This is a genomic window from Arthrobacter sp. Z1-9 (assembly GCF_054792695.1).
Genome location: NZ_CP096457.1, coordinates 120,841 through 146,785, shown reverse-complemented (window position 1 = coordinate 146,785; position 25,945 = coordinate 120,841). Strand labels below are relative to the sequence as shown.

The 25,945-nt window shown below is 61.7% G+C and carries 22 protein-coding genes and 2 pseudogenes; 12 read left to right on the top strand and 12 right to left on the bottom strand.

Annotated elements, in window-relative coordinates; all coding sequences use genetic code 11:
* Positions 1 to 203: 203 nt before the first annotated feature.
* Positions 204 to 455, bottom strand: coding sequence for an MFS transporter (locus M1D93_RS20680; protein WP_461175124.1), 252 nt, complete (start codon positions 453 to 455; stop codon positions 204 to 206).
* A gap of 4 nt (positions 456 to 459) precedes the next feature.
* On the opposite strand from M1D93_RS20680, the gene M1D93_RS20675 reads away from it, so the two are divergent.
* From M1D93_RS20675 to M1D93_RS20665, 3 genes are all read left to right on the top strand, one after another.
* A complete protein-coding gene (locus M1D93_RS20675) occupies positions 460 to 741 on the top strand; it encodes a helix-turn-helix domain-containing protein (RefSeq protein ID WP_461175123.1) in 282 nt (93 codons plus the stop codon).
* Positions 742 to 960: 219 nt separating this feature from the next.
* Positions 961 to 1,290: an integrase core domain-containing protein gene (locus M1D93_RS20670; RefSeq protein WP_461175122.1), complete on the top strand. Its 330-nt coding sequence runs from the start codon at positions 961 to 963 to the stop codon at positions 1,288 to 1,290.
* A gap of 316 nt (positions 1,291 to 1,606) precedes the next feature.
* Complete coding sequence (locus M1D93_RS20665; RefSeq protein ID WP_461175121.1) at positions 1,607 to 2,914, top strand: ISL3 family transposase; 1,308 nt, start codon at positions 1,607 to 1,609, stop codon at positions 2,912 to 2,914.
* Here the strand turns inward: M1D93_RS20665 and M1D93_RS20660 are convergent.
* From M1D93_RS20660 to M1D93_RS20650, 3 genes are all read right to left on the bottom strand, one after another.
* Positions 2,899 to 4,341 (bottom strand): aldehyde dehydrogenase family protein, encoded by a 1,443-nt coding sequence (locus tag M1D93_RS20660; protein ID WP_461175120.1) that lies wholly within the window; start codon positions 4,339 to 4,341, stop codon positions 2,899 to 2,901. The two genes, M1D93_RS20665 and M1D93_RS20660, sit on opposite strands and share 16 nt — an antisense overlap.
* Positions 4,342 to 4,371: 30 nt before the next feature.
* Positions 4,372 to 5,136, bottom strand: coding sequence for an SDR family NAD(P)-dependent oxidoreductase (locus M1D93_RS20655; RefSeq protein ID WP_461175335.1), 765 nt, complete (start codon positions 5,134 to 5,136; stop codon positions 4,372 to 4,374).
* Positions 5,137 to 5,224: 88 nt separating this feature from the next.
* Entirely contained in the window at positions 5,225 to 5,878 is a 654-nt protein-coding gene (locus M1D93_RS20650; protein WP_461175119.1) for a TetR/AcrR family transcriptional regulator, read from the bottom strand.
* A 337-nt stretch (positions 5,879 to 6,215) separates the two neighbouring features.
* Between M1D93_RS20650 and M1D93_RS20645 the strand changes: the two genes are divergently transcribed.
* Positions 6,216 to 6,941: a nitroreductase gene (locus M1D93_RS20645; protein ID WP_461175118.1), complete on the top strand. Its 726-nt coding sequence runs from the start codon at positions 6,216 to 6,218 to the stop codon at positions 6,939 to 6,941.
* Positions 6,942 to 7,056: 115 nt separating this feature from the next.
* Positions 7,057 to 7,257, top strand: coding sequence for an SDR family NAD(P)-dependent oxidoreductase (locus M1D93_RS20640; RefSeq protein WP_461175117.1), 201 nt, complete (start codon positions 7,057 to 7,059; stop codon positions 7,255 to 7,257).
* 287 nt (positions 7,258 to 7,544) lie between these two features.
* Here the strand turns inward: M1D93_RS20640 and M1D93_RS20635 are convergent, their stop codons facing one another.
* Both M1D93_RS20635 and M1D93_RS20630 read right to left on the bottom strand, forming a co-directional pair.
* Positions 7,545 to 8,180 (bottom strand): TetR/AcrR family transcriptional regulator, encoded by a 636-nt coding sequence (locus M1D93_RS20635; protein ID WP_461175116.1) that lies wholly within the window; start codon positions 8,178 to 8,180, stop codon positions 7,545 to 7,547.
* Between the two features lie 75 nt (positions 8,181 to 8,255).
* Positions 8,256 to 9,083 carry an enoyl-CoA hydratase/isomerase family protein gene (locus tag M1D93_RS20630; protein WP_461175115.1) on the bottom strand — a complete coding sequence of 276 codons (828 nt, stop codon included), beginning with the start codon at positions 9,081 to 9,083 and terminating at the stop codon, positions 8,256 to 8,258.
* Between the two features lie 657 nt (positions 9,084 to 9,740).
* On the opposite strand from M1D93_RS20630, the gene M1D93_RS20625 reads away from it, so the two are divergent.
* The 5 genes from M1D93_RS20625 to M1D93_RS20605 all read left to right on the top strand — a co-directional run bounded on the left by M1D93_RS20625 (position 9,741) and on the right by M1D93_RS20605 (position 15,603).
* Positions 9,741 to 10,847 (top strand): CaiB/BaiF CoA transferase family protein, encoded by a 1,107-nt coding sequence (locus tag M1D93_RS20625; protein ID WP_461175114.1) that lies wholly within the window; start codon positions 9,741 to 9,743, stop codon positions 10,845 to 10,847.
* Between the two features lie 65 nt (positions 10,848 to 10,912).
* The gene (locus M1D93_RS20620) at positions 10,913 to 12,622 is read left to right on the top strand and encodes a long-chain-fatty-acid--CoA ligase (protein WP_461175113.1); all 1,710 of its coding nucleotides are present in this window, start codon (positions 10,913 to 10,915) and stop codon (positions 12,620 to 12,622) included.
* A gap of 2 nt (positions 12,623 to 12,624) precedes the next feature.
* On the top strand, positions 12,625 to 13,809 hold the full coding sequence (locus M1D93_RS20615) for a thiolase family protein (RefSeq protein ID WP_461175334.1): 1,185 nt from the start codon (positions 12,625 to 12,627) through the stop codon (positions 13,807 to 13,809).
* A 12-nt stretch (positions 13,810 to 13,821) separates the two neighbouring features.
* Entirely contained in the window at positions 13,822 to 14,076 is a 255-nt protein-coding gene (locus tag M1D93_RS20610) for an SDR family NAD(P)-dependent oxidoreductase (RefSeq protein ID WP_461175333.1), read from the top strand.
* A gap of 1,197 nt (positions 14,077 to 15,273) precedes the next feature.
* Entirely contained in the window at positions 15,274 to 15,603 is a 330-nt protein-coding gene (locus tag M1D93_RS20605) for an MBL fold metallo-hydrolase (RefSeq protein WP_461175332.1), read from the top strand.
* On the opposite strand, the pseudogene M1D93_RS20600 reads toward M1D93_RS20605, so the two are convergent.
* From M1D93_RS20600 to M1D93_RS20575, 6 genes and pseudogenes are all read right to left on the bottom strand, one after another.
* Positions 15,600 to 16,160 (bottom strand): annotated as a pseudogene (locus M1D93_RS20600) (helix-turn-helix domain-containing protein); the annotation flags it as partial. The gene M1D93_RS20605 and the pseudogene M1D93_RS20600 sit on opposite strands and share 4 nt — an antisense overlap.
* Positions 16,161 to 16,696: 536 nt before the next feature.
* Positions 16,697 to 17,410 carry a GTP cyclohydrolase II gene (gene ribA, locus M1D93_RS20595; RefSeq protein WP_461175112.1) on the bottom strand — a complete coding sequence of 238 codons (714 nt, stop codon included), beginning with the start codon at positions 17,408 to 17,410 and terminating at the stop codon, positions 16,697 to 16,699.
* 9 nt (positions 17,411 to 17,419) lie between these two features.
* Positions 17,420 to 17,917: pseudogene (locus tag M1D93_RS20590) on the bottom strand (aldehyde dehydrogenase family protein).
* Positions 17,918 to 18,107: 190 nt separating this feature from the next.
* Positions 18,108 to 19,193 carry a sugar ABC transporter substrate-binding protein gene (locus M1D93_RS20585; protein ID WP_461175325.1) on the bottom strand — a complete coding sequence of 362 codons (1,086 nt, stop codon included), beginning with the start codon at positions 19,191 to 19,193 and terminating at the stop codon, positions 18,108 to 18,110.
* 184 nt (positions 19,194 to 19,377) lie between these two features.
* Positions 19,378 to 20,382, bottom strand: a complete 1,005-nt coding sequence (locus M1D93_RS20580) for an ABC transporter permease (RefSeq protein WP_461175324.1) — start codon at positions 20,380 to 20,382, stop codon at positions 19,378 to 19,380.
* 43 nt (positions 20,383 to 20,425) lie between these two features.
* Complete coding sequence (locus M1D93_RS20575) at positions 20,426 to 22,012, bottom strand: sugar ABC transporter ATP-binding protein (RefSeq protein WP_461175323.1); 1,587 nt, start codon at positions 22,010 to 22,012, stop codon at positions 20,426 to 20,428.
* A gap of 1,072 nt (positions 22,013 to 23,084) precedes the next feature.
* Here M1D93_RS20575 and M1D93_RS20570 point away from each other — a divergent pair.
* Together M1D93_RS20570 and M1D93_RS20565 are read left to right on the top strand one after the other, a co-directional pair.
* Positions 23,085 to 24,797, top strand: coding sequence for a flavin-containing monooxygenase (locus M1D93_RS20570; RefSeq protein WP_461175322.1), 1,713 nt, complete (start codon positions 23,085 to 23,087; stop codon positions 24,795 to 24,797).
* A 53-nt stretch (positions 24,798 to 24,850) separates the two neighbouring features.
* Entirely contained in the window at positions 24,851 to 25,558 is a 708-nt protein-coding gene (locus M1D93_RS20565; protein WP_461175321.1) for an acetoacetate decarboxylase family protein, read from the top strand.
* The last annotated feature ends 387 nt before the right edge of the window (positions 25,559 to 25,945 follow it).

Below are 25,945 nucleotides of genomic sequence, written 5' to 3'. Positions count from 1 at the left end.
TCTGCCGCACAAGGAGAGCTTCCAGGCATGAAAAACACGATGAGGAGGTGCATGGTTGTCGTCAGATCGAACCCAGTGAGCAGTAGCTTCCGGCGTTTGACCCGCACCATCATCGGCATGTGGGCGACGCCTCCCAGACGGAGATGACATCCGGCGCTATGTTGGCTAACAATGCTTGCTGGCTTCGAATCCAGACTGTGTGACTACTGCTTACCGTAGTACATGATTGAGTTGATGCCGGTGAGCTGCTGGGCTACGGCGAGGCCAATGCCCACAAGGATGGTTCGCATGCCCCTGGGGTTCCTGAGCGAGCCGATTCCGCCGCTCCTGCTCTGTGCTTCCATTTCGGCGAGCTGGCGTACTTCGGCCAGTTCACCCTTGGCGCCGGCTTCGAGGCGGACCTGTTTGAGGACCAGCTTATCCTCGTCGAACGGGCATGTTGCCCATGTAGCCAAGGAAATGGGCGTCTCGCGGACCTGTGCCCACCGCTGGATCAGCCGGTACCGGGCCCACGGCTTGGACGGTCTTCAGGACCGCAGCTCCAGACCAAAGTCATACCCGCATAGCCACCCCGGTGGAAGTCGTTGGCGATGTCCTGACCCAGCGGGTGGAGCACCGCGAGGGGCCGACGGAGCTGTTTTGTGCTGTGGCACCAGCGCCCGGACGGTCTCCCGGATTCTGGCCCGTGCGGGGCATGCCACGCCTGGGGGACTTGGACCTGGTGACCGGGGAGCGATCTGAGCTTCCCGCGCCACCGACCGGCGCTACGAACGCGACGCCCAGGGGAGACGATCCACGTCGATGTCAAGAAAATCGGCAGGATCTCTGACGGAGGGGGCTGGCGGACACCCGCTTTGCCTACGCCGAAGTCCTGCCCGACGAAAAAGGGCCAACCTGCGCAGGGTTCCTCACCAGAGCCGCAGCGGCCATGGCAGCCCAAGGTGCACACGTAAACGCGTCATGACCGACAAGGCCTTCGCCTACCGGCTCTCCCGCGATTTCCAGCACGCGCTGGCCGTCCTGGACGCCAAACACATCCTGATCAAACCCCGCCATCCCTGGCAAAACGGCAAGGCAGAACGCTTCAACGGCACCCTGCAAGAAGGCTGGGCCTACCGTCAACCATTCATGTTCAATCAGGCACGCACCGAGGCCTTGCAGACGAACGTGCGGCAGGGCGGCGTCGAGCGCTTCGCTGGGGCCATGGCTAAACTTCTACAACAACCACCGGACCCACAGCAGCCTCGGAGGCAAACCACCCATCAGCAGGTGCAACCAATTACTGGCTGAGTACAACTAGGCTTGCACATGTGGCTCCGCGGCCTCTGTCAGAATCAGACTCTGTGCAATTCAAGCAGACGGCCGAGCGCTCAGCGGGGCCCAGAGCGCGTCCGTCTGGACTTCCCGCCGAAATCGAGAGCAACAGCGTCTGTCAGGCTGGTAAGTCTCCTTAACAGGCCCTTCGCAGATGAGCATGGTTAGGGCGGCCTGAGGCTGACGGCGTAGTTGCGGCGGCTTGTGGTGCGGCGTGGTGCGGGAGGAATGAGGCCAGGGCCTCTTTGAATTGGTAGCGACCAAGCAAACCAATAACCAAAGAGACCCCGACATGAATAACTCTATGTCCTGTTCCGGTGGCCGGTGGTGCACGCGTGCGGATGCGCTGCTCGGTGTCGAGGGCATCCACGTCAGCACTGTAACGCCGACCGGAAAGGGTGTGGTCCTGGGCGTCGAGACCGGCGAGGACGTCATCGGTTGTCCGGACTGCGGAGTCGTTGCGGTAGGCCATGGACGCCGGCGGGTTCGGCTTCACGACATCCCATGTTTCGGCAAGCCCGTGATGCTGTTGTGGGCCAAGCGTGTCTGGCGCTGCCCGGACCTCGACTGCCCGAGAACGACATTTACGGAGGATCATGAACTGGCCGGTCCGAGGGCGAAACTCACTGCCCGCGCTGCGGCCTGGGCGACGGACGCGCTGCAGCGTTTCGATACCTCGGTCTCGGCCTTGGCCCACCAGCTCGGCGTCTCCTGGCACACGGTCTGGGACGCGGTGAAGAGTGAGGCCACCGGGCGGATCTCAGCAACCAGCAGGCTGGCAGGTGTGGACGCGCTCGGCGTGGATGAGCATGTCTGGTCCCACACAGGTCCGCCCGGCACCGGGATGGTCACCGGGATCGTGGACCACACCCGCGACGAGAACGGTATGGTGCATGCACGGTTGCTGGACCTCGTTCCGGGCCGGTCCGGTAAGGCCTACGCGGACTGGCTCAAAACCCGCGGTCCTGAGTTCACCGCGGGGATCAAGACCGCCGCACTGGACCCGTTTCGCGGGTACGCGAACGCGATCCGCGACGAACTCCCCGAAGCCATCACCGTCCTGGACGCTTTCCACGTCGTCAAACTCGGCTCCGCGATGGTCGATGAAGTCCGCCGAAGGGTCCAGCAAGACACCCTCGGACACCGGGGACGTAAGGGAGACCCGCTCTACGGGATCCGCAGGACCCTGCAGATCGGCGCCGAACATCTCACCGACAAACAAGCCGCCAGGCTCGATGCCAAACTCACGCTCGGGGACCCGGACCAGGAAGTCACCCTCGCCTGGCAGTGCTATCAAAAGCTCCGCAACATCTACCACGCCCCTCCGGCCCGCGGACGGGAACTCGTGACCGACGTGATCTCCTCGTTCCCGACCTGCCCCATCCCGGAAGTCGCCCGCCTCGGCAGGACACTCAAGCAATGGAAGGCCGCAATCCTGGCCTACTTCGACACCTCCGGCGCCTCCAACGGCCCCACCGAAGCGCGCTGCTCAGGAACTCGTACGGGGAAATCGAAACTTCCAAGCTTACGATTACGGTGCCGGGAGTCAGTGCGGCGAGGGCGGAACGGCTCATGTCGCCGCCTTCAGGAGCCGCGGTAGGCCGAGATGATCTGCACGTTGGTGTACTCCAGAACCCCATCAAGCCCGTTCTCTACGCCGACGCCGGACCTCTTGTGCCCGCTCAGTGGGAAATCCGGTGTGAGTCGTTGTGTCTCGTTGATCCATACGATGCCCGAGTCGATCCGCTGCGCTATGTCGCTCGCAACCTTGAGGTCGGCCGACCAGACGGATCCGCCCAGGCCGTACGGAGACGCGTTCACGCGGTCGATGACCTCGTCCACGTCGGAGAACTTGAGGAATGGGACGATGGGACCGAATGACTCCTCCGCAACAACCTCAGAGTCGTCAGGTGGATTGTCGACGATCGACGGGGCAATGTAAAAGCCTTTCCCCTCGGGAATCTCGCCTCGTAGGAGGAACGAATGCCCTTCTGCCGAGACACGGTCGATAAGGGCACAGACACGGTCGTATTGGTCGCGGTGCGCCACCGGACCGAGGTCGATGTCGGGGTCGAGGCCGTTTCCGGTGCGCAACTGCCGTGCATACTCCACCACACGGGCGGCGAAGGTCTCGTAGATGCTTTCGTGGATGTACACGCGCTTGGCAGCGAGGCAGTACTGCGCGTTATTGGTGAAGCACATCCAGAAGACCTTTTGGGCGGTGCTTTCGATGTCGACGTCAGGCATGACGATTGCGGCGTCATTGCCGCCGAGTTCTAGCGTGACGCTCGCCAGGGACTCAGCTGCGGAGCGCATGACGGCACTTCCGGTGTTCGTCGAGCCAGTGAAGACGATTCGGTCGATGCGTGGGTCACTCGTCAGCTGCGGCCCGAGGTCGTGATCGCCGGCGACGACGTTGAGGACGCCGCGTGGTAATACCGGCTGGATGAGCTCGGCGATCCGAAGGTTGGTGACCGGCGTATACGGAGACGGCTTCAGCACCACCGTGTTGCCGGTGAGAAGCGCCGGGGCGACCTTCCACATCGCGAGGGTCACGGGAAAGTTCCAGGGCGACAGCGCAGCGACGACACCGAGCGGGACACGACGCTCGCGGACGACGCGATCGTCGTCTTCCTCGACGACCACATCCCAGGGGACTTCGAGCTCGGCCATCTCCTTGAACCATAGGCAGGCACGTCCGATCTCTGACCTAGCCTCGCTGAGACGCTTGCCTTGCTCGGAGGTGAGGAGCATCGCGAGCTCCTCCTGATGGTCCTGGATCAGGGCGGAGATCTTCTGAAGTGCGGACCGGCGTTGCTCGACCGGGGTGTCCCGCCACGCCGGGAATGCGGTGCGGGCTGCCTCGATGGCTGCCGATAGCTGCTCGGGTGATCCGCTCGGGGAGTGCGCGAACACGCTCTCGTCAGCGGGATTAAGGATCTCGATCGGCGGGCGGTCGCCGTCGACCAGCTCTCCGTCGATGAGCAGCTTCGGTGCCAGCGGCGCGTCGGTAAAATTCACCATCATGTCTATTCCTTTGATTCGTTGCCCTAAGGGTCAGCGCGGGGCCATGCGAATGGCGCCATCGAGACGGATGGTCTCACCGTTCAACATGGCGTTCTCGATAATGTGCATGACGAGGGCGCCGTACTCGTCGGGGCGGCCCAGACGGGACGGATGGGGTACCTGCTCGCCGAGCCTTGCGCGATACTCCTCCGTCAGATCGTTCATGAGCATCGGCGTCTCGAAGATTCCGGGCGCGATGGTCGCCACGCGGATTTGTGAACGCGCGAATTCGCGCGCGAGGGGAAGCGTCAGGCCGGCCACGCCAGCCTTTGATGCCGCATATGCCGCCTGACCGATCTGGCCATCGAATGCCGCGACGGACGCCGTGTTAATGATGACGCCACGCTCTTCGCCGATCGGATCGGCCTGGAGCATAGCCGGCACGGTGAGACGGATCGCGTTGAACGTGCCAATGAGATTGATGCGCACGACGCGTGTGAAGTCCTCCAGGGGGGCGGGGACGCCCTTGCGCAAAACCAGCCCCGGGGTGCCGACCCCCGCGCAGTTCACGAGGATGCGCACGGGGCCGCGCTCAGCAGCGCGCTGCACGGCTTGGCTCACCGATCCCTCGTCTGTGACATCGCCCTGAACGAAGTCGACGCGCGTGCCGAGCTCGTCGACGACGCCATGCCCCGCCTCCTCTGACATATCGAGGATTGTGACGTGAGCTCCTGCCTGATGAAGTTGGCGCGTTGCGTTCAGCCCGAGGCCAGACGCGCCCCCGGTCACGATCGCACTAGATCCCGCAATGTCGATCATCCTAGCCTCTCTGCCTTACACCATTAAGAAATACAGTCACGAGTGACTGTTTATGTTCATACGGTAGCCCCAGAGGCCGAGCTGGTCAAGGCGCTGGTAAGGAGGAGGCGCTGCTCGGTGTGATGCCGAGGAGGCAACGCGCTACTTGCTTCCACTCGTCGACGGCGGGTTCCGTTGCCGCTGGGGCCCCCGTCAAGGCGTAGGTCAGGGCTGTGCCGCGCATGCTCGTCAGTAGGAGATTGGCCAGCGCCTGGTAGTTCGGAAGCGCGGACAGCTGCGGGCCGAAAAATGAGCGGACAGTGTCCTGAATTACCTGTCCGAGTGCGCGTTCGCCCGGAAGCAGGACGGCGAGCAGCTGCTCATCGTGGCGAGCGGCGATCCACAGTTCGGTGGAGGCCCAGAAGTAACTTTGCTGGTGGGTCTCCCACATCGCCTCAATTGCGGCGTCAAGGCGATCGGCGGGCCTATCGGGCCAGATCGATCGTTGCTGCAGGAGGCCCATTCGCGTGGTGGCGAGCCGTTGAACCGCAGCGACGAGCAGCTCGTTCCGGGAGGGAAAGTGGTGGAGGAGCCTCCCGCGGCTCACCCCTGCCGCTTCTTGGATGCGGGTGGTTGTCGCCCCTGCATACCCATCGGTGGTAAGGACGGTAATCGCCGCATTGAGGATCTGCGTCCTGGTCTTCACGCTTCGTTCCTGGACGGCGCGGTGGCGCAGCGGGGACTGGTCCGCGTCTGCCATCGAAGTGCCTCCTTCTGGTCAGTGTCGAGTAAGCATTGTGGCGATCGATCTGCGGTGCAGGGTCGTTGCGCTCTATGCCAGATTCTCATATCGTAGTTAATAACAGTCAGAGTTGACTGTTTAAACAACAACAGAACCTCAACGAAGGAGCTGATGTGTCGCACTGGAGCATTGTTCTCATGCCATCCTTTGGCCTCGGTTCGGGCATTGCTGTCGCCTACGGCCGAGCCGAGGCTGCGCAAAGCGGTGGCGGAGGTGCGCCACTGGGACACCTACTGATCTGGCCCCCTGGAGACGATGTTGAGCTAGTGGGCTCGGCGGGAACAGGACGATGACCATGACCTCCAATACCGGCACATCGCCGTCTTCGGAAACGCTGCAAGTGACAGATATCGACGTCGCTTCGACCCTCGATGCTCTGCTCGCTGAACGCTGGAGTTGTCGGGCATTCCTCCCGGAGCAGCTCGAACCCGATGTTGTCACGGCGATCCTCACCGCGGCCGCGCACACCCCATCGTGGTGCAACACTCAGCCATGGCACCTCGACCTGGTGTCGGGCGACGCGCTCGAACGGCTGCGTGCGAGGCTTTCAGAGGACGCGGTGATCGACGAGCCGCGTCCTGACATCCCCTTTCCTGCGTCATATGAAGGCGTTTATCGAGACCGCCGTAGAAAGTCCGGCTGGGCGTTGTATGAGTCCGTCGGCGTGGCGCGCGGTGACCGCGAGGCGTCTCGTGAGCAAGCGAGGCAGAATTTTGAGTTCTTCGGCGCGCCCCACGTGGTCATCATGTCGGCGCCGGTGCATCTCGGCGTCTATGCGGCCATCGATTGTGGACTCTTTGCCCAGAGCTTCATGCTCTCGGCGCAGGCCCGCGGGGTGGGAACGATCGCGCAGGCTTCGATCGCTGCGGAGGCACCTCTTCTTCGTGAGGCGTTGGCGATTTCCCAGGACCGAATGATCTTGTTCGCGATCGCTTTCGGGCGTCCCGATAGGGCGCATCCAGCGAACAGGTTCCGGACTGAAAGGGAGTCGTTGAGTAGGATGGTGACCTTTCGCGATTAGCACGAGCTGGGACGCTGCAGTTGCGACGACCCTCCCAAAATTCGGTGGTCTCGACATCCTGGAACAACGCCGGCACCATCAACTTCGTCCCGATCGATAAGTATTCGCTGGGTCAGTGGAACTGAGTGATCGCGATCACTTCACGGAAACTTTCCTACGGATCAAGACAGCACTCCCTGCACTCAAGGAATCCGGCGGAGGGCTGATCATTAATGTCCCGTCGGCCGCGGGTCTCAATGGAGTGCCGCGTCGTTCCCGGTACACGGCTGAGAGGGTCGTGATCCGGGGCCGGGGCCCACCAAGGAGGCGGGATTAGATCTCGAACGACACGGAATTCGAGTGAACTCAGTCCACCCCGGTGACACTCGAAACCCCAAGGACCGAAGGCAACGAAATCGACTAGAGTGCGGTTGCGATGGCCCGCTTGGTTGAGCCGCTCGAAGTGGCGAACCTTCTCCTGTGCTTGCCAGCGATGAATTTAGCTCCTCGACGGGAGCAGAGTTCATCGCCGCCGGTGGCGAGACCGCAGGACTCGTTCCTGCTAATCCGCTTTAGCACCCCGCGAATCTCCAAGGTGCCGAGAGAATTCTTGGCGGCGGATCGCTATACCTTGGCTACCATGCGTACAGCAGCCTGCCGGTAGCGCTCGGCGATTTCCAGTGCTGAGAGGGGGCCGCCAGGAGAGTACCAGTCGAGGATTCCATTCGTCATTCCAAGTAGCTGGCGTGCCGTAAACCGCGTGTCGCTGGGATCGAAGATTCCGTCGGAGACCCCCGCGGCGAGAAGCTTCTCAAGGGTATTCTCGACGTTAGCGCGCCTAGAGAGATATCGCGCACGCAATTCCGGCCCAAGAAACCGCGACTCGGCGTGCAGTGACGCTAGGTCCCGTCGATTCGAGTTATGCAGCGCCAGAACCGTGATGTAGTTCTCGAACCCCACCCGCGGATCGCCTCCGGCCTCCTCGAGGCACATCTCGCTTTGCACCTGAAAGTCATCCAAGGCAATTTCGAGCAGGGCGAAGAGGATGCCTTCCTTGTTTCCGTAGTGGTAGTAAAGAGCGGGCATGGTGAGGCCGGCGCCGGTCGCGATATTCCTCACTGTCGTGCCGTGGTAGCCGTGTTGCTGAAACTCCACCAGGGCCGCTTTCAGGATGGTGGGGAGAATCGGGCTGGGATACGAACGCCAGTCGGCTGCCCGCGGCGTGCCCGAAAGGTCCGTACTTGTCCCAGTCTCGCCCATCTAGACTCTCCATCTGCATCTCCAGCGCCAGTGTGGGCGCTGAACCTACGTTATCAGGGGCGCGCTGAGCAAGTCCTACCGCCACCGAGGGGGCCGCTTCTCAGCGAACGCCGCCATGCCCTCAATGCCTTCGTCGCTGGGAAAGACGGCCGCCGTCGTCTCCTCATTTGCGTCCCATGCACTCTCGCCCGTCCAATCTTCGTTCCAGACGGACCCGTCCGTCGCAGCGCGATACGCGGTCTTTTTCGTCAATCGCACGGCGTTCGGTCCGTTCGCCGCGATGCGTCGCGCGAGGCTCAGTGCCTCGTCGAGGACGTTCTCGGCCTCGACGGCACGGTTGATGAGTCCCCACGACAGCGCTGTACTCGCGTCGATCGGCTCGGCCGTAAGGAGCATTTCCAGCGACCGGCGCAAGCCCACGAATTCATGCAGACGTACGGCACCGCCTGCCGCCGCATAGAGGCCCCAGCTTGTCTCCGGGAAGGCGAATCGCGCCTGATTCGACGCGACGACGAGATCGCAGGCGAGAGCGATCTCGAGACCGCCGCCCATCGCGTGTCCGTTGACGGCTGCAATAGTCGGCTTGTTGCACCACTGGCGAACTATCCCGCCAAAGTGCCAGTCAGGATGTTCGGGGGAGTGGACGCTGCTGGCGCGGAGTCCGCGCGCTAGCTCCTTCAGGTCCGCGCCCGCACAAAAGGAGCTGCCCGCCCCGGTAAGCACCACGACACGAATACTGTCGTCCGCATTCGCGGCGGCGAGAGCTGTTCCGAGAGCCGAAGACACCGCGGAATTGACCGCGTTGTGTGCATTTGGCCGATTGATGCGGATCACGGCGATTCGATCAATTGTCTCACTGAGGACGACGGGGTCGACGGTCCGTGTAGTCGGGATAGTAGTCATGGCCTCACCTTCCTGTTTAGATAGCGTTCACTATATCGCGATACGTGGATCCGAGCCATTATGCGCGGCGCTTTGTGATGTCGAGAGCTATTAGAGGTATGTCCGATCAGCGATTCCACCGGCCAAGATGGCGCCACGCGGGAACAAATGCCAAGCATCGTGCCGCCTTCCCTCGCGGCAGCGGGATCGCGGACTCAGCGTCGCTACACCCCAGTGAGATGTGTCTAGCCCAGGGACTTCTCAAGTTCTGGACTCCCCATTGCTGTATCGATGACCTTGGAACTACGCGCGCCCGCGTCGTCCGCATTTTCGCGGCAGGCAAGTGGCTTTGGAAAATTCGCCCTTGCCACCAAGATACGTGTTCGGCGGAATCAACTGCCTGCGATCTCTGTAGGTAAGAATCCTTGCGTCCACGAGTCGTTTGGGCCTATATTAGCTAGCGTTCAGTAAGTTCGACGTTGAGGCAGGGGCGCTGGCAATGGCGAGAAGAGGACCACGTTCGCTCGACGCGGCCGGCCGTGACAGCGGAGGTGGCGACGACCGCAGGTTCGAACATGCCGGGAAGCGAAGGACGGTATGGGTTTGACGGCTCGCGGCCCGCTCGTGGGGCTGGAAGTAGTCGAACTCGGAGGCATCGGGCCGAGCCCGTTCGGGGGCATGCTGCTGTCCGATCTTGGAGCAAGCGTTACCCGCGTGGAGCGAGTCACCAACGTGGATGTGCGTGACATCAATGTGGAGGCACATGCTGTCCTCACGCGGGGAAGACGTTCGGTCGCGCTCGACCTCACGACTTCGAGCGGTGCTGCAGCCGCGCAGCGCCTCATCGACCGGGCTGATGTGCTGCTCGAGGGGTTTCGCCCCGGGGTGCTTGAGCGGCTCGGTTTCGCACCCGAGGCATTGAGCGCGCGCAACCCCAGGCTCGTCATTGGACGGGTGACGGGGTGGGGCCAAGACGGGCCGAGGGCGGCGACCGCAGGTCACGACATCAATTATCTGGCCGTGAGCGGCATGCTCGCCGCTACCGTTGCGTCAGACGGCACTCCAGTGGCTCCGTTGAACGTTCTGGGTGACTTCGGCGCCGGCGGCCTACTCCTCGCGTTCGGTGTGCTGGCCGCAGTGTACGAGGCTCAGCGTACGGGGCAGGGGCAGGTGGTCGATACAGCGATCGTGGACGGAACAGCGCTCTTCACGGGTATGCTGCACGCCATGCGTCATCACGGAATGTGGGACGACGACAGCGCCGGGGGCAATATCTTCGATGGAGGCGCGCCGTTCTACGGGGTGTACCGCACGCGGGATAACGAGTGGATTGCAGTCGGGGCAATTGAGCCGAAGTTTTACAACAGATTGATCGAGACGCTCGGATTGGGCGATGCTCTCCATGGGCTCTCGCAGCACGATCGTTCGCACTGGCCGCAAACTCGGGACCTCATCGCGCAGGCGTTCGCGGGCGCACCGCTGGCGAGTTGGATGGAGGCTTTTACCGGAGTAGACGCTTGCGTCACGCCCGTGATCCGGTCCGCCGACGTACATTCTGAGCCGCATCTCGCCTCGCGAGCGGTTTATTCGCAGGTGCATGGAATGACACACCCGGCTCCCGCGCCGCGATTCTCACGCCATGCTGACCTCGCGGCGCCGACCTGTGTCGCTCCCGGGCGTCACACCAGGGCAACGTTGCAGAACCTCGACTTCGATGAGGCGGAGATCGAAGAAATGATGGCACAGCGTGCGGCGCGCCAAGCCGGAGTCACTCTCCGCGGGTGACAGCGAGAGGCGCAGAAGCTCTGAGTCGGACATGCTGCGACGACGAGATCATAATGAGTAAAAGAATGGAGACGGCAATCGTGGGGTACGAAGAAACGATTGAGGGCAGCGAGATGGCGATGACGGCTTCACCGGGTCTAATGATGGACTTTCCTCTGACAACGACCCATTTCCTGTGGCGCATGCGGAACGTGCATCCTGACAGCCGGATCGTTTCGGTCCGAGATGCCGACGGTGAGTCCGACTCTCAGACCTTCGCGGAAACGGCGGACCGGTGTGAGCGTCTGGCGGCGGCGCTCGATCGCCGCGGGATCCGCCGTGGGGATCACATCGCATCGTTCGCGTGGAACAACGCCGAGCACATGGAGACCTACCTAGGCATAATGGGCATGGGCGTCGTGCTGCACACGATCAACCTGCGCCTGCACGACGACCAGATAGTGTGGACGGTGCGCCACGCGCGGGACCGCGTACTCATTGTCGATGACTCGCTCAGCGCACAGATCTTCCCATTGCTGCCGCTGATGCCGTCGGTTGAATTCATCGTGGTCATCGGCGACGGCGAGATCCCCGCAGCTGACCTGCCGGTAATCCGGTACGCGGACATCATCGAGGAAGACGCTCAAGGGTACGCGTTCCCGGCGCTTGACGAGCGCTGCGGCGCCGCGCTCTGTTACACGTCGGGCACGACAGGGGATCCAAAGGGCGTGCTGTACTCGCATCGGTCCATTGTGCTCCATGCGCTCACGATGGCCGGGGGCGACGTCGTAGGCATCCACGGACACGATGTCGTCCTTGCCACGGTGTCGATGTTCCACGCGGTGGGGTGGGGTCTGCCGTTCATTGCCATCGTCACGGGTGCCGATCTCATTATGCCCAGCCGGTATCTGCAACCGGCCAGTCTCGCCCGGATGATTTCGGCGCACGAGGTGACGTGGTCGGCCGGTGTCCCGACCATCTGGATGGACCTGATCCGGTATCTGGACTCGGGTCCAGAGAAGGGCAGCAACACCACTCAGGTACTGGCCTCTGTTCGCAAGCTATTTCTCGGCGGTAGCCAGGTGCCGCGAGACCTCATCGTGCGGATGAGGGACGACTTTGACGTCGATGTCGTTTCCGGATGGGGGATGACTGAGACGTTCCCCGGTGCGGCCGTCACTTACGTAGATCCACGAGCAAGTGAGGAGGAGCTTCTGGCGAAACGGGTCAAGGGTGGGCGGGTGAGCCCTTTCTACGAGGTCCGGATCGTTGCCGAGGACGGTGCGGTGCTTCCTCACGACGGGAAGTCGCGGGGTGAACTCGAGGTTCGCGGACCGATGGTATCGTCTCACTACTACGGCTTGAGTGACGAGCAGGCGGCGGACAAGTTTCACGACGGTTGGCTGCGCACGGGCGATATCTCAACCGTGGATCGTGAGGGTTGGATCACCCTGTTGGACAGGTCGAAGGACGTGATCAAGTCCGGCGGCGAATGGATCTCTTCGGTCGATCTTGAGCAAGCCCTCCTGGATCACCCAGATATTCATGAGGTTGCCGTCGTGGCCCGCTCGGATCCGCGCTGGATGGAAAGACCTCACGCCTTCATCGTCGCGTCGGATGATCTCGATACCGAGGCATTGCGCGAGTTCCTCGCCGATAAAGTACCGAAGTGGTGGGTGCCCGAGCACTTCGAGCGGATCGAGGAGATTCCGCGGACTACCACTGGAAAGCACAATAAGAGGGAACTCCGGGCGCGTTTCTCAGGAGAGGCCGCCATCACCGAGGGAGAGAAATGAACATGCGCGACGCGGTGATTGTCGATGCGGTGCGAACCGCATCGGGCAAGGGAAAACAAGGCGGGGCGCTATCTGGCGTGCATCCCGTCGACATGCTAGCGACCGTCATTTCCGCACTGGTTGAACGCACTGGAATTGACGCGACGACCATCGACGACGTCATTGCTGGCTGCGTGAGCCAGATCGGTGACCAGTCCCTAAACATCGCTCGTAGTGCCGCTCTTGCCGCGGGCCTTCCGATACACGTGCCAGGCACGACGGTAGATCGACAGTGTGGGTCCAGCCAGCAAGCCGCGCACTTCGCTGCGCAGGGCGTCATGGCTGGTGCCTATGACGTAGCAATTGCGTGTGGCGTCGAATCGATGAGCCGGATCCCGATGTATTCGAACACACAGGGCGGTGACCCGCATGGGCCGCTGGCATCGAAGTTCACCAGCCTGCCCCCACAGGGAATTGGCGCCGAGCTCATGGCTTCGCGATGGGGCTTGAGCCGGCGTGACCTGGACGCCTTCGCAGCACGCTCTCACGAGCGAGCTGCTCATGCGACGGAGAAGTTTCAGTTCGCTCGTGAGATTGTTCCTGTGGAGGTCTCGGACGGAGAGGTCCATGTTCGCGACGAAACGATACGGGCAACGACCACGGTCGATGCACTCGCCGGGCTTCCGTCAGCGTTCCAGAGCGAACATTTCTCTGCGCGTTATCCAGAGATCGATTGGAGTATCACGGCAGGGAACGCGTCTCCGCTGACTGACGGTGCTTCCGCGGTCCTGATCATGTCGGCAGAGCGCGCTGAGAGTCTTGGGCTACGGGCGCGCGCCCGCTTCCACGCCTTCGCCGTTCGAGGTTCCGATCCGGAGATCATGCTGACTGGACCTATCGAGGCGACGAGGCATGTCCTTGAGCGCACGGGTATGCAGATCAGTGACTTCGATACGTATGAAGTCAATGAAGCATTCGCGTCGGTTCCCTTGGCGTGGGCCGCCGAGTTCCATGCCGATCCTGACAAGCTTAATCCGCGTGGCGGGGCGATCGCGCTGGGACATCCGCTCGGCGCCTCGGGTACCCGGATTCTGACGACGATGCTGCATCACCTTGAAGACACCGGCGGTCGTTTCGGCCTGCAGGCCGTATGTGAGGCCGGTGGCCTCGCCAACGTCACAATCCTGGAGCGTCTCTCACAAGGATGACGTAGATGGAGAATATGCGGCCGTCCGTCCCCTGAACCAATCGGGAAGGAGTACCGAACGGCATTTGGGGGCAAGGTAGCGGTCGTCGCCGGTGGCGGTTCCGGCATCGGTAAGGAAACATCGAATGAGCTCGGATCACTCGGACTCAATGTGGTCGTCGCCGGCTTCGAATTGGATGCTTCGCAAAGTGTGGTCGAGGGTATCCGAGCCGTCGGCGGTGAAGCGAAAGTTGGTCTAGGGCCACACTGCAGTAGCCGACGCCAGTAGGAAGGTTTCCGACTTTGCCCTCAAGGCATACGGGACCCTGAACTATGCGGTGAACAACGCAGAGGTGTCGGCAGCAGAACCGCATCGACGGGCGAGATGGATCTTGATGACTGGGACAGGGTCGTCGACGCTAACCTTAAAGGCGTCGCCTACGGCATGCGCTACCAGATCCCCATCAGCTCCCTGCGATAGTCGCAGCGGGAGCGGGGTGATCGTCAACTCTCATCGGTTGCATGGGGCCGTCGCAAGCCCGGCAAATCAGATGTATGGCCACCAGGCACGCCGTGGTCGGCCTTACCAAGTCGCCAAGCTCATTCGCTTCCTCCCCTCCGACGATGCCTCGTTCATCACGGGCGCCATTACGAAATCGACGGCGGATACACGGTGCTCTCACTCAACGAGGCGATTGGTCTAGCTGATTTCTGGACGCGTGGCTAAGCAAACTCTGTTAGCGGTTTGCGACTTGTGGCAGGCGACGGCGTGTTGAGGCCCGGCGAGGCGGACCTTGGACAGGCCGCGCAAGGCCATCGCCTTCAGCGGCGGGTGTTCCAATCTCGATTCGCCACCGATGATCAGAAGGAGGTCATGGATGCCTTCCTTGAATAAGCGGCCGCCCACTTTTCGGCACCGTTAGTTCGAGCGGTCCCAGTCCCATCCAGGAGCTGCCGACGCGCTTCAAACGCTCGGTGGGCCTGGTCATGAGTTCGGCCCATCCTGCGAGACGGCGGTGCCTCTAGGGCCGACGGCGGCCCACGAGGGCCAGGGGCACGTGGTCTATCGCTTCGAGGCTCGACGACGCACTCCCCTCTCCCGCTCCCGCAGTCCGACCGCTCTTCTCAAACCTCCCACATCTCAATTCTCGGCGGTGCTCTCCCAATTTTGTTAGCCCGCGGGAACCACATCTGCGATGAGCTCACCGACGCGCACCCCGGCCTCCGGCAAGCGGCATCAGCCTTCCCCGAATCCGTCCAAGCATGGGCGGGTGAGCTGGCGGACATTGCTGCCGCGCATTCCGGGCAGCTCGCCGCGATCATCGTCGGTATATCTCTGCCTTTGATTATGCATGGGAAGAAGCAGCTGCCGATCGTTCGCGTATGCGTGTGTGGGACGTGCCCGTAGTCCATGTCCAGGAAGTGGCGCTGAATGTCGATGGCTTGATGCATCTGAAGCGGCTTGCCAGCGCAGATCTACCTGTAGGTGACGGGGACCCGGTCCCATTTCCGGAGGCGATCTGACGGTGGTGGAAACCCCGGGCACACTCCCGGCCACATCTGCCTGCGAGATGAAAGGCGCAAGGTATTTTTGAGCGGCGACCACGTTCTTCCGAGAATAACAGCCAATGTGTCGCTTGAAATGCGAGGCGATCCTGATCCGTTGCGCAGCTGCCCTGAATCTCTCGACCGCATCGAAGAGGATGAAGACTTCGAAGTACTGCCGGCACACGAATACCGCTTTCGTGGCCTCACCGCCCGTGCGCGTGAGTTGAGGTCCCTGGCCCTGGTAAGGTCTAGCTGTATTGACCAGTAGTCATCGACGGCGTTGTGCAGGAACGCGTGACCCGGTCTCCGGTTCGCCGCGGTGCCGGTCTTGTTCCGGTTACCGGCGGGCCCTGCCGACGCTGCGGTGTCGGTCGCCTTCGGGGATCCGGCCAAGTTTCTTGATGTCGACGTGGACCAGGTCCCCGGGGCTGTGGTGCTCGTAGCGGCGGATCACCCGGCCCGTGGCCCGGTCCAGCCACGACAGCCTCGCCAGCCCAAACCTGGACAGCACACGGTGCACGGTGGAGGGGTGAATGCCCAGCAGATAGCCGATCCGTGCCGGTCCCCAGCGGCGGTTGATCCTGATCGCGACGATCCGCTGTTCCCGCCGCATGGAGGTCCGCCGCGGGGAGTTGATGGGCCGGCTGGAACGGTCACCCATCCCGTGTTCCCCTGCTCCCGGTAACGGGCCGCCCACCGCGCTGCGGTCGTCACCGACACCTGGAACCGCTCAGCAGCACGGCGCAGCGGCCACCCGTCATCGACGATGCACCGGGCCAGCCGGAGCCGTCCCTTGGGCGTCAGAAGCGCGTTAGCATGGGACATTGAAGACCTCCTTGTGGTTCGGACTCTAGACAAGCCCCACTCCACTCGGAGGTCTTCTTTTTGTCACCTAACCACGCCGCATGTTCCTAACCTCCGTGGTCAATACATCTAGCGAAGTCCTCGCGCTTATCGAGAGGCAGCAGCACTCTACCGTTTGGAGCATCGCCGCGCGCCTGCAGTGGTCCAAAAGATTCCCATTACTGGGCGGTCTTGAGCTGAGGCTCGCGCTGAGCGAAACCGGCGGTGCACTTACAGTATCTGCGTGGCTCAGGCGTTGAACACGACGTAGGAGGCTTGCCGGCGCGGAAGGCGACCGGCTCCCCACTTTTAGGCTGAACGGGTCCTAACGTGGGCGGCGCAAAATGTCACAGGGCCCCAGCACCAGCAAGTCTTGTTGTTCGCCTTAAGTCACTCTGTATGCAAGATGAGCATCGCGTCCAACAGGTTGCGCCATGAAAAGCGGACAGCCTGAAAGGTAGCGTCGTCCGGCCTGCTGACACCGGGCCCGGAACGATTCCGCAGACGGTTGCCCCTAGTTACTGTGCCTTGAACTGCAGGTCCCCGGCCCCTCCGTTTGACGCAAATACTGCTGGTGAAACGGGTTCGCTTCCGAGATTTAATCGGTGGTCCATCCGCTCTCGTTTGGTCTGCAGGTAATGGATATTCTGATCTCGGAAAGGAACCTCTGCAGGCACCATCCCGGTGACGAAAAGCCCGGCCTGGTTGAGTCGCTTCCGTTTGTCGGGGTTATTGCTGAGGAGCCGCACCTCCCGCAAGCCCATTTGCATCAAGATCTGAGCAGCAGCGACGTAGCACCGCGCGTCTACCGGCAGGCCCAGTTGTTCATTGGCCTCCACCGTGTCGAAACCGGCTTCCTGAAGCGCGTAGGCCTTGATCTTGTTGGCGAGACCGATGCCCCGCCCCTCCTGCCCGCGAAGATACAGCAACGTCCCGCCGCACCGGCTGATCACCTCCAATGCATAGTCGAGCTGCTCGCCGCAGTCGCAACGGTATGAGCCAAAAACATCACCGGTAAGGCATTCCGAGTGCAGCCTTACAAGGGGTGCTGCTCCCTCCACGGATGGAACGGGCGAGCTGACGGCAAGATGTTCGACCCCGGTTACCTCATCGATCCACGCCTGAGCCCGAAAGACTCCGAACCGTGTGGGCAGGTCCACTACCGGACCGCCGTAGACGGGATGAGCGCCGCGCTCCGTCGTTACGGTAGCCCTTGCTTCCAAAGCTGACATAGCCCTTCCTCATTTCACTAACGGAACCAGTTGTGAGTTGCTCGCCCCACTTGGGGGGCGGGTAAGTCCTCGGTAATGTGACACGGGCACCACGACGTCTGCTGCCCGGACGCTGAAGGGCCGAATCGCTGGACCCGGCCCTTCAGCCGTTTTATGCGTTGAGGTCAAGTCCATGGCCAGGCTCACAGGGAAGTTCGGGGGCACGATAGCCGCGACCACTCCAAGAGGCACTCGTCGCGTGATCATCGTGTGAGTGTCGGTCTCGTCGGTCTGTGTCCGCGCACGTCAAGCCTCGCCAGCACCTCGCACCACTAGGACGTGCGGGAACTTTCGGCGCAGGTGCGCAGCCAAGTGCTTACCTTGTTCCGTCGTCAGTAGCGTTGCCAGCTCGTCGACATGGTCCAGAAGGGTCTTGCCGAGGAGCCGCCCAACATCTCGGCGACGCTCAACTTCTGCTCGGCGCCAGACGAGAAAGGCTTCTTGCGCCGCCTTCACTGCCTCATCCAGCTTGGGAGTCGGTCGCGTCCGGCACGTGGGCGATCACGGCCCCCTTCGCCGGGAACAACAACATCGAGCAACGCCGCCTCACCGGAGACAAGTTGTCCGTTGATCAGCATGGGCATCCCTAAAGTTGACTGGGCCTCCATCACAGCTTCCTTCCACATGGTTCGAGAACTGAGCGAACGTGGCGATGAAGCTAGTTCTTGCCCCACAGGGCGCGGTACTGATCTTCATAGTTCTTGGTGCCGGTCCAGCTCTCCACGTCACCAATGGTCGTCCGGTCAAAGGTCTGGAAGGGTGAGGCTGCGTAATCCTCAAGATCGAACTCCATGCCCAGGTCGATCCGAGCCAACATGTCCGCAGCCAGCCAAGAGACTTCGCCCAAACCGTTGATTGTGCCGATGGTGTACTCACCATCCCGCAGCCCGTCGAGCTGATCCTCCGTGATGTTGGGCACCGCGATCTGCACATCATTCATACCTGCTGCATCGAGTGCCTGACGCAGACCGTTGGCTGCGGGCGCGAGGGCAGCGACGACATACTTGATGTCCGGGTGCTTCCGCAGCTCGGCAACCACGAGATCTGCCAGGCCGCCTGCTCCCATCTGCGAAAAAGAGACTCCCAACTGCTGGACCGTGCAGTTGCTGCATGTCTCGTTCAGGTGCCCGACGGCCAGCTCGGTGCTTACCCTAACGATCTCGGCCTCGGGAAGACCGACCATGAGAACGCTCGCGGACCCCTCACTGTCAGCAATCACCCAGTCGATGGGCGGCAGCAGGGTCGCCAACGCACCCTCAGGCGTGCCCAGCATCCCGTGGACTCCGTTCGTTGCGGCATCCGCCTCGCCAGTCCCGGAGTAGAGGACGACCGGCACTCCCGCAGCCTTCGCCACGTCGAGTCCTGGCTTAATCGCAGGGATATCCCCCAAGACCTCGACGATATAGTCGGCGCCAGCTTGGACGGCCTGCCTGATGCCGTTGACCGCCCCCTGAGGATCGCTCGACTCGAACCCGATCACCCTGGGGGTCCAGCCCAGCGCCTGCACTGCTTCATTAAAGGGCTCGACGAGCCCTATGGTGGTCGGGTTAGCGGGGTACACCAGGTACGCCACCTTCCCTGCCGCGGGCGTGGCGGTCAGAGACTCAGTGAGCGCGATCTCAGTGACAGGACGCAGCAGAGGTTCGAGGCGTTCGGCCGCGGCCTTCGCCGCCTCGGTGTCCTTCGTGTTGCCGCTCGACGACCCTGTGTCGGGCGATCCTGCGCCACACGCGGTGACGACCATCAGGGCGGCAAGGCACGCGAGGACGCCTAGTCGACACGAACGGAGACGTTTTCGTATATCTAGCAAAGTAGTGCCCTTTCTTGACGACAATTAATGCCTGCTTGGGTGACGTGCGTAGACTGGCAGCGGTCCGGCGATAGAACGCTCAACTAAGGAACGGGACAGGTGTCCTCACAGTCGCGAGTCACGACCGAGACGCCCGCTGTGTGACACCGCCCGTGGCTGGTTCCCCATCTGCCCTGTCCGAGGGAGCGGTCGGCCGGTCCTGCTTCGCGCGTTTGATCTGTCGAGCACCGAAGATGACTGCGAGGACGAGGGCGATGCCGTTGAACATTGGCGTGATCCAGAATCCGCCTTCGAGCAACGTAAGTTGCAAGCCCTGTGCGCCGATGGCCAACGTCAGGATCGCCAGAATCGTGCCCCAGACGTTTGGTCTGCGGTTGAACTGAGTGGCACCTAGGAAGATCGCGGCGAATGCCGGGAAGATCAAAGCCATCCCGATGGTGTTGGCGAATATGCCAACTTGCGCGGCGTACACGATGCCGGCGAGTCCTGCGATGAAACCCGAGGCAACGAACGACCCCAAGACCATGGCATCGGTTCGTACGCCTGACAGTCGTGCCGCTTCGCGATTCATGCCGGTCGCAAACATGTGCCGGCCCAGCTTCGTCCTCTCCAGCAAGTACCACAGGATGACTGCAATACCCATGGCGCAGTACAGTGGCGCGGGTACCCCCAGCCACCGGGCCTGTCCGAAGTTGGAGAAGCCTTCGCTGAAGTCGCCGCGCAGCTGCTGGTTGTTGGAAATTTTGAGCGCGATGGCTGCAAGCACCTGACTCATCGCAAGCGTTGCGATGAAGGAACTGACATTCAACTTGACGACCAGCACGCCGTTGACCAGTCCCGCCAGTGTGCAGACGACGACGGCCACGATGCAGATGGCGGGCAGGCTGCCCTCGGGGTGCAGAGCGCTCTGCCAAGTGACGATGGCAACGCCCAGCGCCATGTTGACGCCGACGGTGATATCGAACTCTCCCACGACCAACGGCAGGAGCGCTGCCAGCGCGAGCATCGTCCCGATCGCCTGGCTGGACGCCACCGCCTGAAAGGTCAGCATCGAGAGGAATAGATTGGGACTGATGATCCCAAAGGTGATGATGATTGCCGCCAAGAGGTAGAGCACGCTCACGCGCCGGGGGCTCAAGACTTGCAGTAGCATAGACTTCTTCATTTCACGCGGACCTATCCCATCCGGACGAGTTTCGCGTGCCGATCGACGGCACTGACAATTGTTCTTCCTCAAGGCGTTCCCTACTGATGGCCCCACCTTCGAGCACCGCGCCAATCCCGCCCTTCCGCATCACCATCACGCGGTGCGACAGATTCGCCAGCTCATCCTCGTCGGAGGTACACAGGACTACCGCGACGCCATCCGCTGCGACCTTCTCGATCAACTCATGAATCGCCAGCTTGGCACCTAGGTCCACCCCTTGAGTAGGTTCGTCAAGGACCAGAAGGGTGGGGTTCATCCGCAGCAGCCGCCCCAGGACCACCTTTTGCTGGTTTCCGCCAGAGAGTTCGCTAACCTTCATCTCGATCTCAGCAGGGCGCACGTCCAGAGCTTTTACCCACCGACCTGCCTCCGCACGCTCAAGCCTGCGTTGCAGTCGTTTGAATCGGCTTACTGAGTCGAGGTCCGAGATGAGGATGTTCTCTCGAACGGTGGCTTCCAGGAAGAGACCATCTCGTCGCCGCTCGGAAGGGAGATATTGCACTCCCGCACTGATTGCGGCGCGCGCCTTCCCGGGGGCGATTGTCCTCCCGTTGACCTCGACCGCACCGAGTCTGTCGATCTGCCCGGCCAGCGCCGGCGCCACTTCTTCTCGGCCCGACCCGGTCAGCCCGGCAAACCCCAAGATCTCACCTCGGCGCACCGTGAAGTTGATCCCACGCACGCTCCCCGTCCGCAGAGCAGTAACTGAAAGCGTCACCGACGCGTCCGACATTCGCGATCGTGCGGACTCCATACCGTCAGTCACTCCTGCGACGAGAGTGCGGCCGAGCATGAGGCGTGCGAGTTCTGCGCTATCAAGGCCAGCGACATCACGGGTCGCCACATTGCGACCGTCGCGAAGGATCGTGACGCGGTCGGCGATATTCAGGATCTCGTCGAAGTGGTGGGAGATGAAGAGGATCGACCTGCCTCGGGCCGCCAGCCTTCTCAGTGCGCCGAACATGATCTCGGCATCCGCGTTAGGCAATGATGCAGTCGGCTCGTCGAGGATGAGGAGGTGAGGACTGCCACCGTCGCCGGAGATCGCTCTGACTATCGCTACCGCCGTTCGCTCGGCGGCGGTGAGGCTGGCGACTGTGCAACTCGGATCGATGTCGTACCCGAAGTTGCTCAGCGCCTCGCCCGTCACCTTTCTTTCGGCAGTCCTGGATAGGCTCCGCGCCCAGCCACCCTTTGCCGAGTCGAGGTGGAAATTGTCGGCCACTGTTAGATCCTCGATCAGCCCCAGATCTTGGTGGACGAAGCGCAGCCCGGCTTGACCGGCATTAATCGCAGACCCAAGGGTGAACGGTTGGCCTCCAACCAAGGCGGTACCCGCATCGGGCGCGTGATAACCCCCAAGGATCTTGACGATCGTCGATTTCCCGCTTCCGTTCTGACCCACCAGCGCATGGATCTCACCGGAGCGGACCTTAAGGTCCACATCGATCAAAGCCCGGTTACCACCGAATGTTTTGCTGATCCCGCGAACCTCGAGGGCAGGCGCCAGGGTGGCGGGCGTACTGGTCGGCTCCACCGATTTCATGCTTCCTGCCAAAGGTGCAGTCCCGCAACACGTGTCTCGGCCACACCCAAGCAGGCAGCGTTATGGGAAGACCTGGCTACCCGCGGTGCGCGCATTAGGCCTGTGGGGCACGTGAGCCGGATCGCAGAGTCGTGAGGCATGGTTTCCCCTGTCAGTCGCTATATCGTCATTGATTTTGCGTGGACGCCAAGCGCGCGTCGCTCTGTGGCCCAAGACACACGCTAATCCTTATCGAGCGCTAGGTCAACAGACCTCGTTGTCATGCATTCCCTCTTAGCTTGACTCGCTCTTCCATTCTATGGAAGAGCATTACCTGTGCAGAAATAGTGACAGGCGACACAAGAGCTGTCAAGCGCAAGGGAATTAATACAATGAAAGAACAAAGACGGTAGCATTACCGAATCCAACAGCACCACCTTGGCTCCGGCCACTATGAGATCGGTTGCAATCGAAACGTGCGATCGCAAGCCGGTTCTGTCGAGAGCCGAGAAGCGGGCATCTGGGGTGGAGGTCAGGTCATCAGGAAGTCGCGCAGGCCTACCGTCAGGCCTCGAAGAAGGAGAAGGGCCTGATCCTGGACATGGTCGCGTCCGTCACTGGCTAGACCACGCAACGGCGGGCGTCGCCAAGCATCTGGACTCATGCCGACGAAGGCTGATCACCCTGGGGGTCGATAAGACCCGGACCCTCGTAATCGACATCAAGTCCGATCGCGGCGTACGACTGCCCAACCCCTCTGGCAGGGAGATCCGCCGCCCGTCAGCTGATCTGCTTCGCGGAAGGACTGCTACGCGAGGTAGGACTTGGATTTTGCGAAGTAATTAGCATGAAGCACCGCGGTCGGGGCGGTCCGCCCAAGGCATCGCTGAGGGCGACGATGCGACGTCTTCGCGCGCGGGCGACGGAGGTAAGCTATTGACTTAGCGCTCGATAACTGTCAGGCTGCTGCCGCCGGTGCAAACTGGTGAGGCCTCGACGGCGGTGCACTCAACGAGAAGCGGACGCGGAGGCTGGATCGACGAAGTCAGGGACGACGCGATCGGCGATTACAGAAGCAGAAGGGACGTACGCAATGTCAAGCGTAGATCAATTGAAAACCCGGCCAAAGGTGCTGGACGCGGTCGTCGTGGGTGCCGGAATCACGGGCATCCACCAACTCTACTGGCTCAACAAGATGGGCCTTGCCGTCGAGATGTACGAAGAGGCGCCGGGTGTCGGCGGCGTATGGTTTTGGAATCGGTACCCAGGCGCACGATTCGACTCGGAGAGCTACTCCTACGGCTACTTCTTCGACAAGGAGCTGCTACAAGACTGGGACTGGCCGGAGTTGTTTGCGGCACAGCCCGACATTGAAAGTTACATGAACCATGTAATCGACAGGTTTGATCTGCGCAAATTGATCAACTTCAGCTCGCGAGTCGTCAGCGCCGTGTTCGATGAAGACCAGGCGATTTGGGTGGTCACCATGAGCACCGGCAAGATAGTCCATACGAAGTACCTCATAGCGGCGACCGGAAATCTTTCGACGCCGTTCATGCCCGACATCCCGAACCGCGAGCTATTCGGGGGCGAGGTATACCACACCGGCAGGTGGCCGCAGACTCCCGTGGACTTCAAGGGCAAGAAGGTCGCAGTGATGGGCACAGGCTCCAGTGGCGTGCAGATCGTTCCTTTCCTGGTTGATGAGGCCGAGTCGCTGACCGTCTTCCAGCGCACCGCGAACTGGTCGACACCGCTCAACAACCGGCCGATCTCCGCTGACGAGATGGCCGAGATAAAGGCGAGCTATTCAGAGATCTACGCGAAGATGCAGAAGGATGACATGGGCCTTCCGCACGATCCTGACCCGAGGAGCGCATTCGAGGTCAGTGAAGAAGAGCGCCTCAAAAAGTACGAGGACCTGTGGAACTCGCCGGGCCTTCGCAAGGTTTCGGACAACTTCAAAGGCACGGAGACTGACCCTCGGGCCAATGCTCTCTGGACCGCGTTTATCAGTGAGAAGGTCAGGTCCATCGTTCACGACCCGGCGGTGGCAGATCTCCTTCTGCCGAAGGACCACGGATATGGCGGCAAGCGGCCGCCCTTCGTGGCAGGCTTCTACGAGGCGTTCAACCGCGACAACGTAAGTCTGCATGACCTGCGCGCTGATCCAATCATCACCTATACCGAGAAGGGAGTGCAGACACGGTCTGGCGATCTTCACCAATTCGACATCATCGTCTTCGCCACCGGGTTCGATGCGGGTACGGGGTCGCTTCTCGGGATGAACATCCGCGGGCGCAACGGGATCTCTTTGGCTGATGCGTGGAGCGACATGCCGCGAACGTTGCTCGGCATGCTCGTGCCAGGGTTCCCCAACCTGCTGATGCCCGGAAGTGTCCACGTGGTATCGGGCAACGTGCCGCCTTCCACGGCGGTTCAGGTCCGGTGGATCAACGATCTGCTCGCCTACACTGAGGAGCAGGCGGCCCGCTACTTCGAGGCGACCGAAGAAGCTGCGGACGCGTGGACCGATCACATCAATAAGGCCGCGAGTGATGGGGATGACCGCGCTACGATTGCGGCGGAAAACGCTTGGTACCTAGGGTCCAATATTCCTGGGAAGCCCCGTCACTTCCTGTTATACCCGGGGCCGGCTCCTCAGTACAGGCGGAAGGCCCGCGAAATTGCAGAGGATGGTTATCGCGGGATCATTTTCGATGATCTGGCGCAGGAATCGGAGAATGCCGACGATGCTACTGACGCTGCGCGTGCAGATGCTGAGCAGATGAGTCTTCGAACCTGACGTGGGTTCTTCCCGATGTAGGCGACTGCCTGAGTGAAGGAGCGAGTTACGAAGTGGAAAAGCACAAGCGAATTGGGCGGGCCTACCACGATCTACCGTGGCACTACGACAAGGGCGAAGAGGTCTTCGTCGTGTTTCGGACCGATCACGACGTGCTCGAGTCACTGCTACCTCCGATGATGGAGATGCCGGACGGGCCTGCGCTGGCAACGGTATATGCAGTTCACCACGCACGAAGCACGTTCGGTCCGTACACCGGCGTCTACCTGGGGATGATTGCTCAATATCGTGGAGAGCCTGTGTTGCACCGGCTGACTGGAATGAAGACGACCTTCTCCGGTACGGCGGCAGGGCGTGAAATGTGGGGACACCCTCTTCAGACCGGCGATGCAAGCATGGAGTGGTCTGGAGATGTCCTGAACATCGTGGCAGGTCGTCACGGCCGGGACTTCGTTCGGCTCTCGTTCAGCATGGAGCGACGAATCGACCCCCCGGTTAAGCCCTTCACAGCTTCGACGTCAATCGCCCGTCGGCCGCCGTGGGAAGAAGCTACCAAGCCGAACGTTCTGCTTGGGGGACGCAGTGAGCCCGCAGATCCGGACGACATGACGTTCTGGAGCGGAGACGCCGTGCTCGAGCTGGTTGGCGGTGATCCGGGTGACGACTGGTCAATCCTCCCGGTCTTCGAGGTCGTGGAGTCCACTTACAACATCGGTGGCCAAGCGGCGCTGACCGGAGCATACATCCTCGAGGAGTTCTAGCCAGGATGTTTCATGGGGAGGGGTTCCGTCAGGTTCCTGTTTGATTCTCGTGCCGGTTGATTCTTTGGTTTTCGGCGCGGCAGTGGGCCCCGTTGTCACTGGACCGGCATCGATTCCCCCGTCTTCGAATGGGTTGTGCTCGCAATTGAAGGGGCCGGCCGGGTGCGTCTCAGCCAGGCGTCGGTCCGGTTGCCCGAGGCGGGTATTCAGGCTGGCAATGGCTATTTGGAATGTGATGATTGTGCCGGCGTGCAGGCCTTTGCCACCGATCATCATCCGGGTCCGCAGGGCCCGGATGATGAATCTCCCGGCGGTTGGGAATAGCCGGTACCGACACCGTTTCCTTCCCAGCCCGGGCTTTGTGTCCGGTTGGCAGGGCCGTTAGTT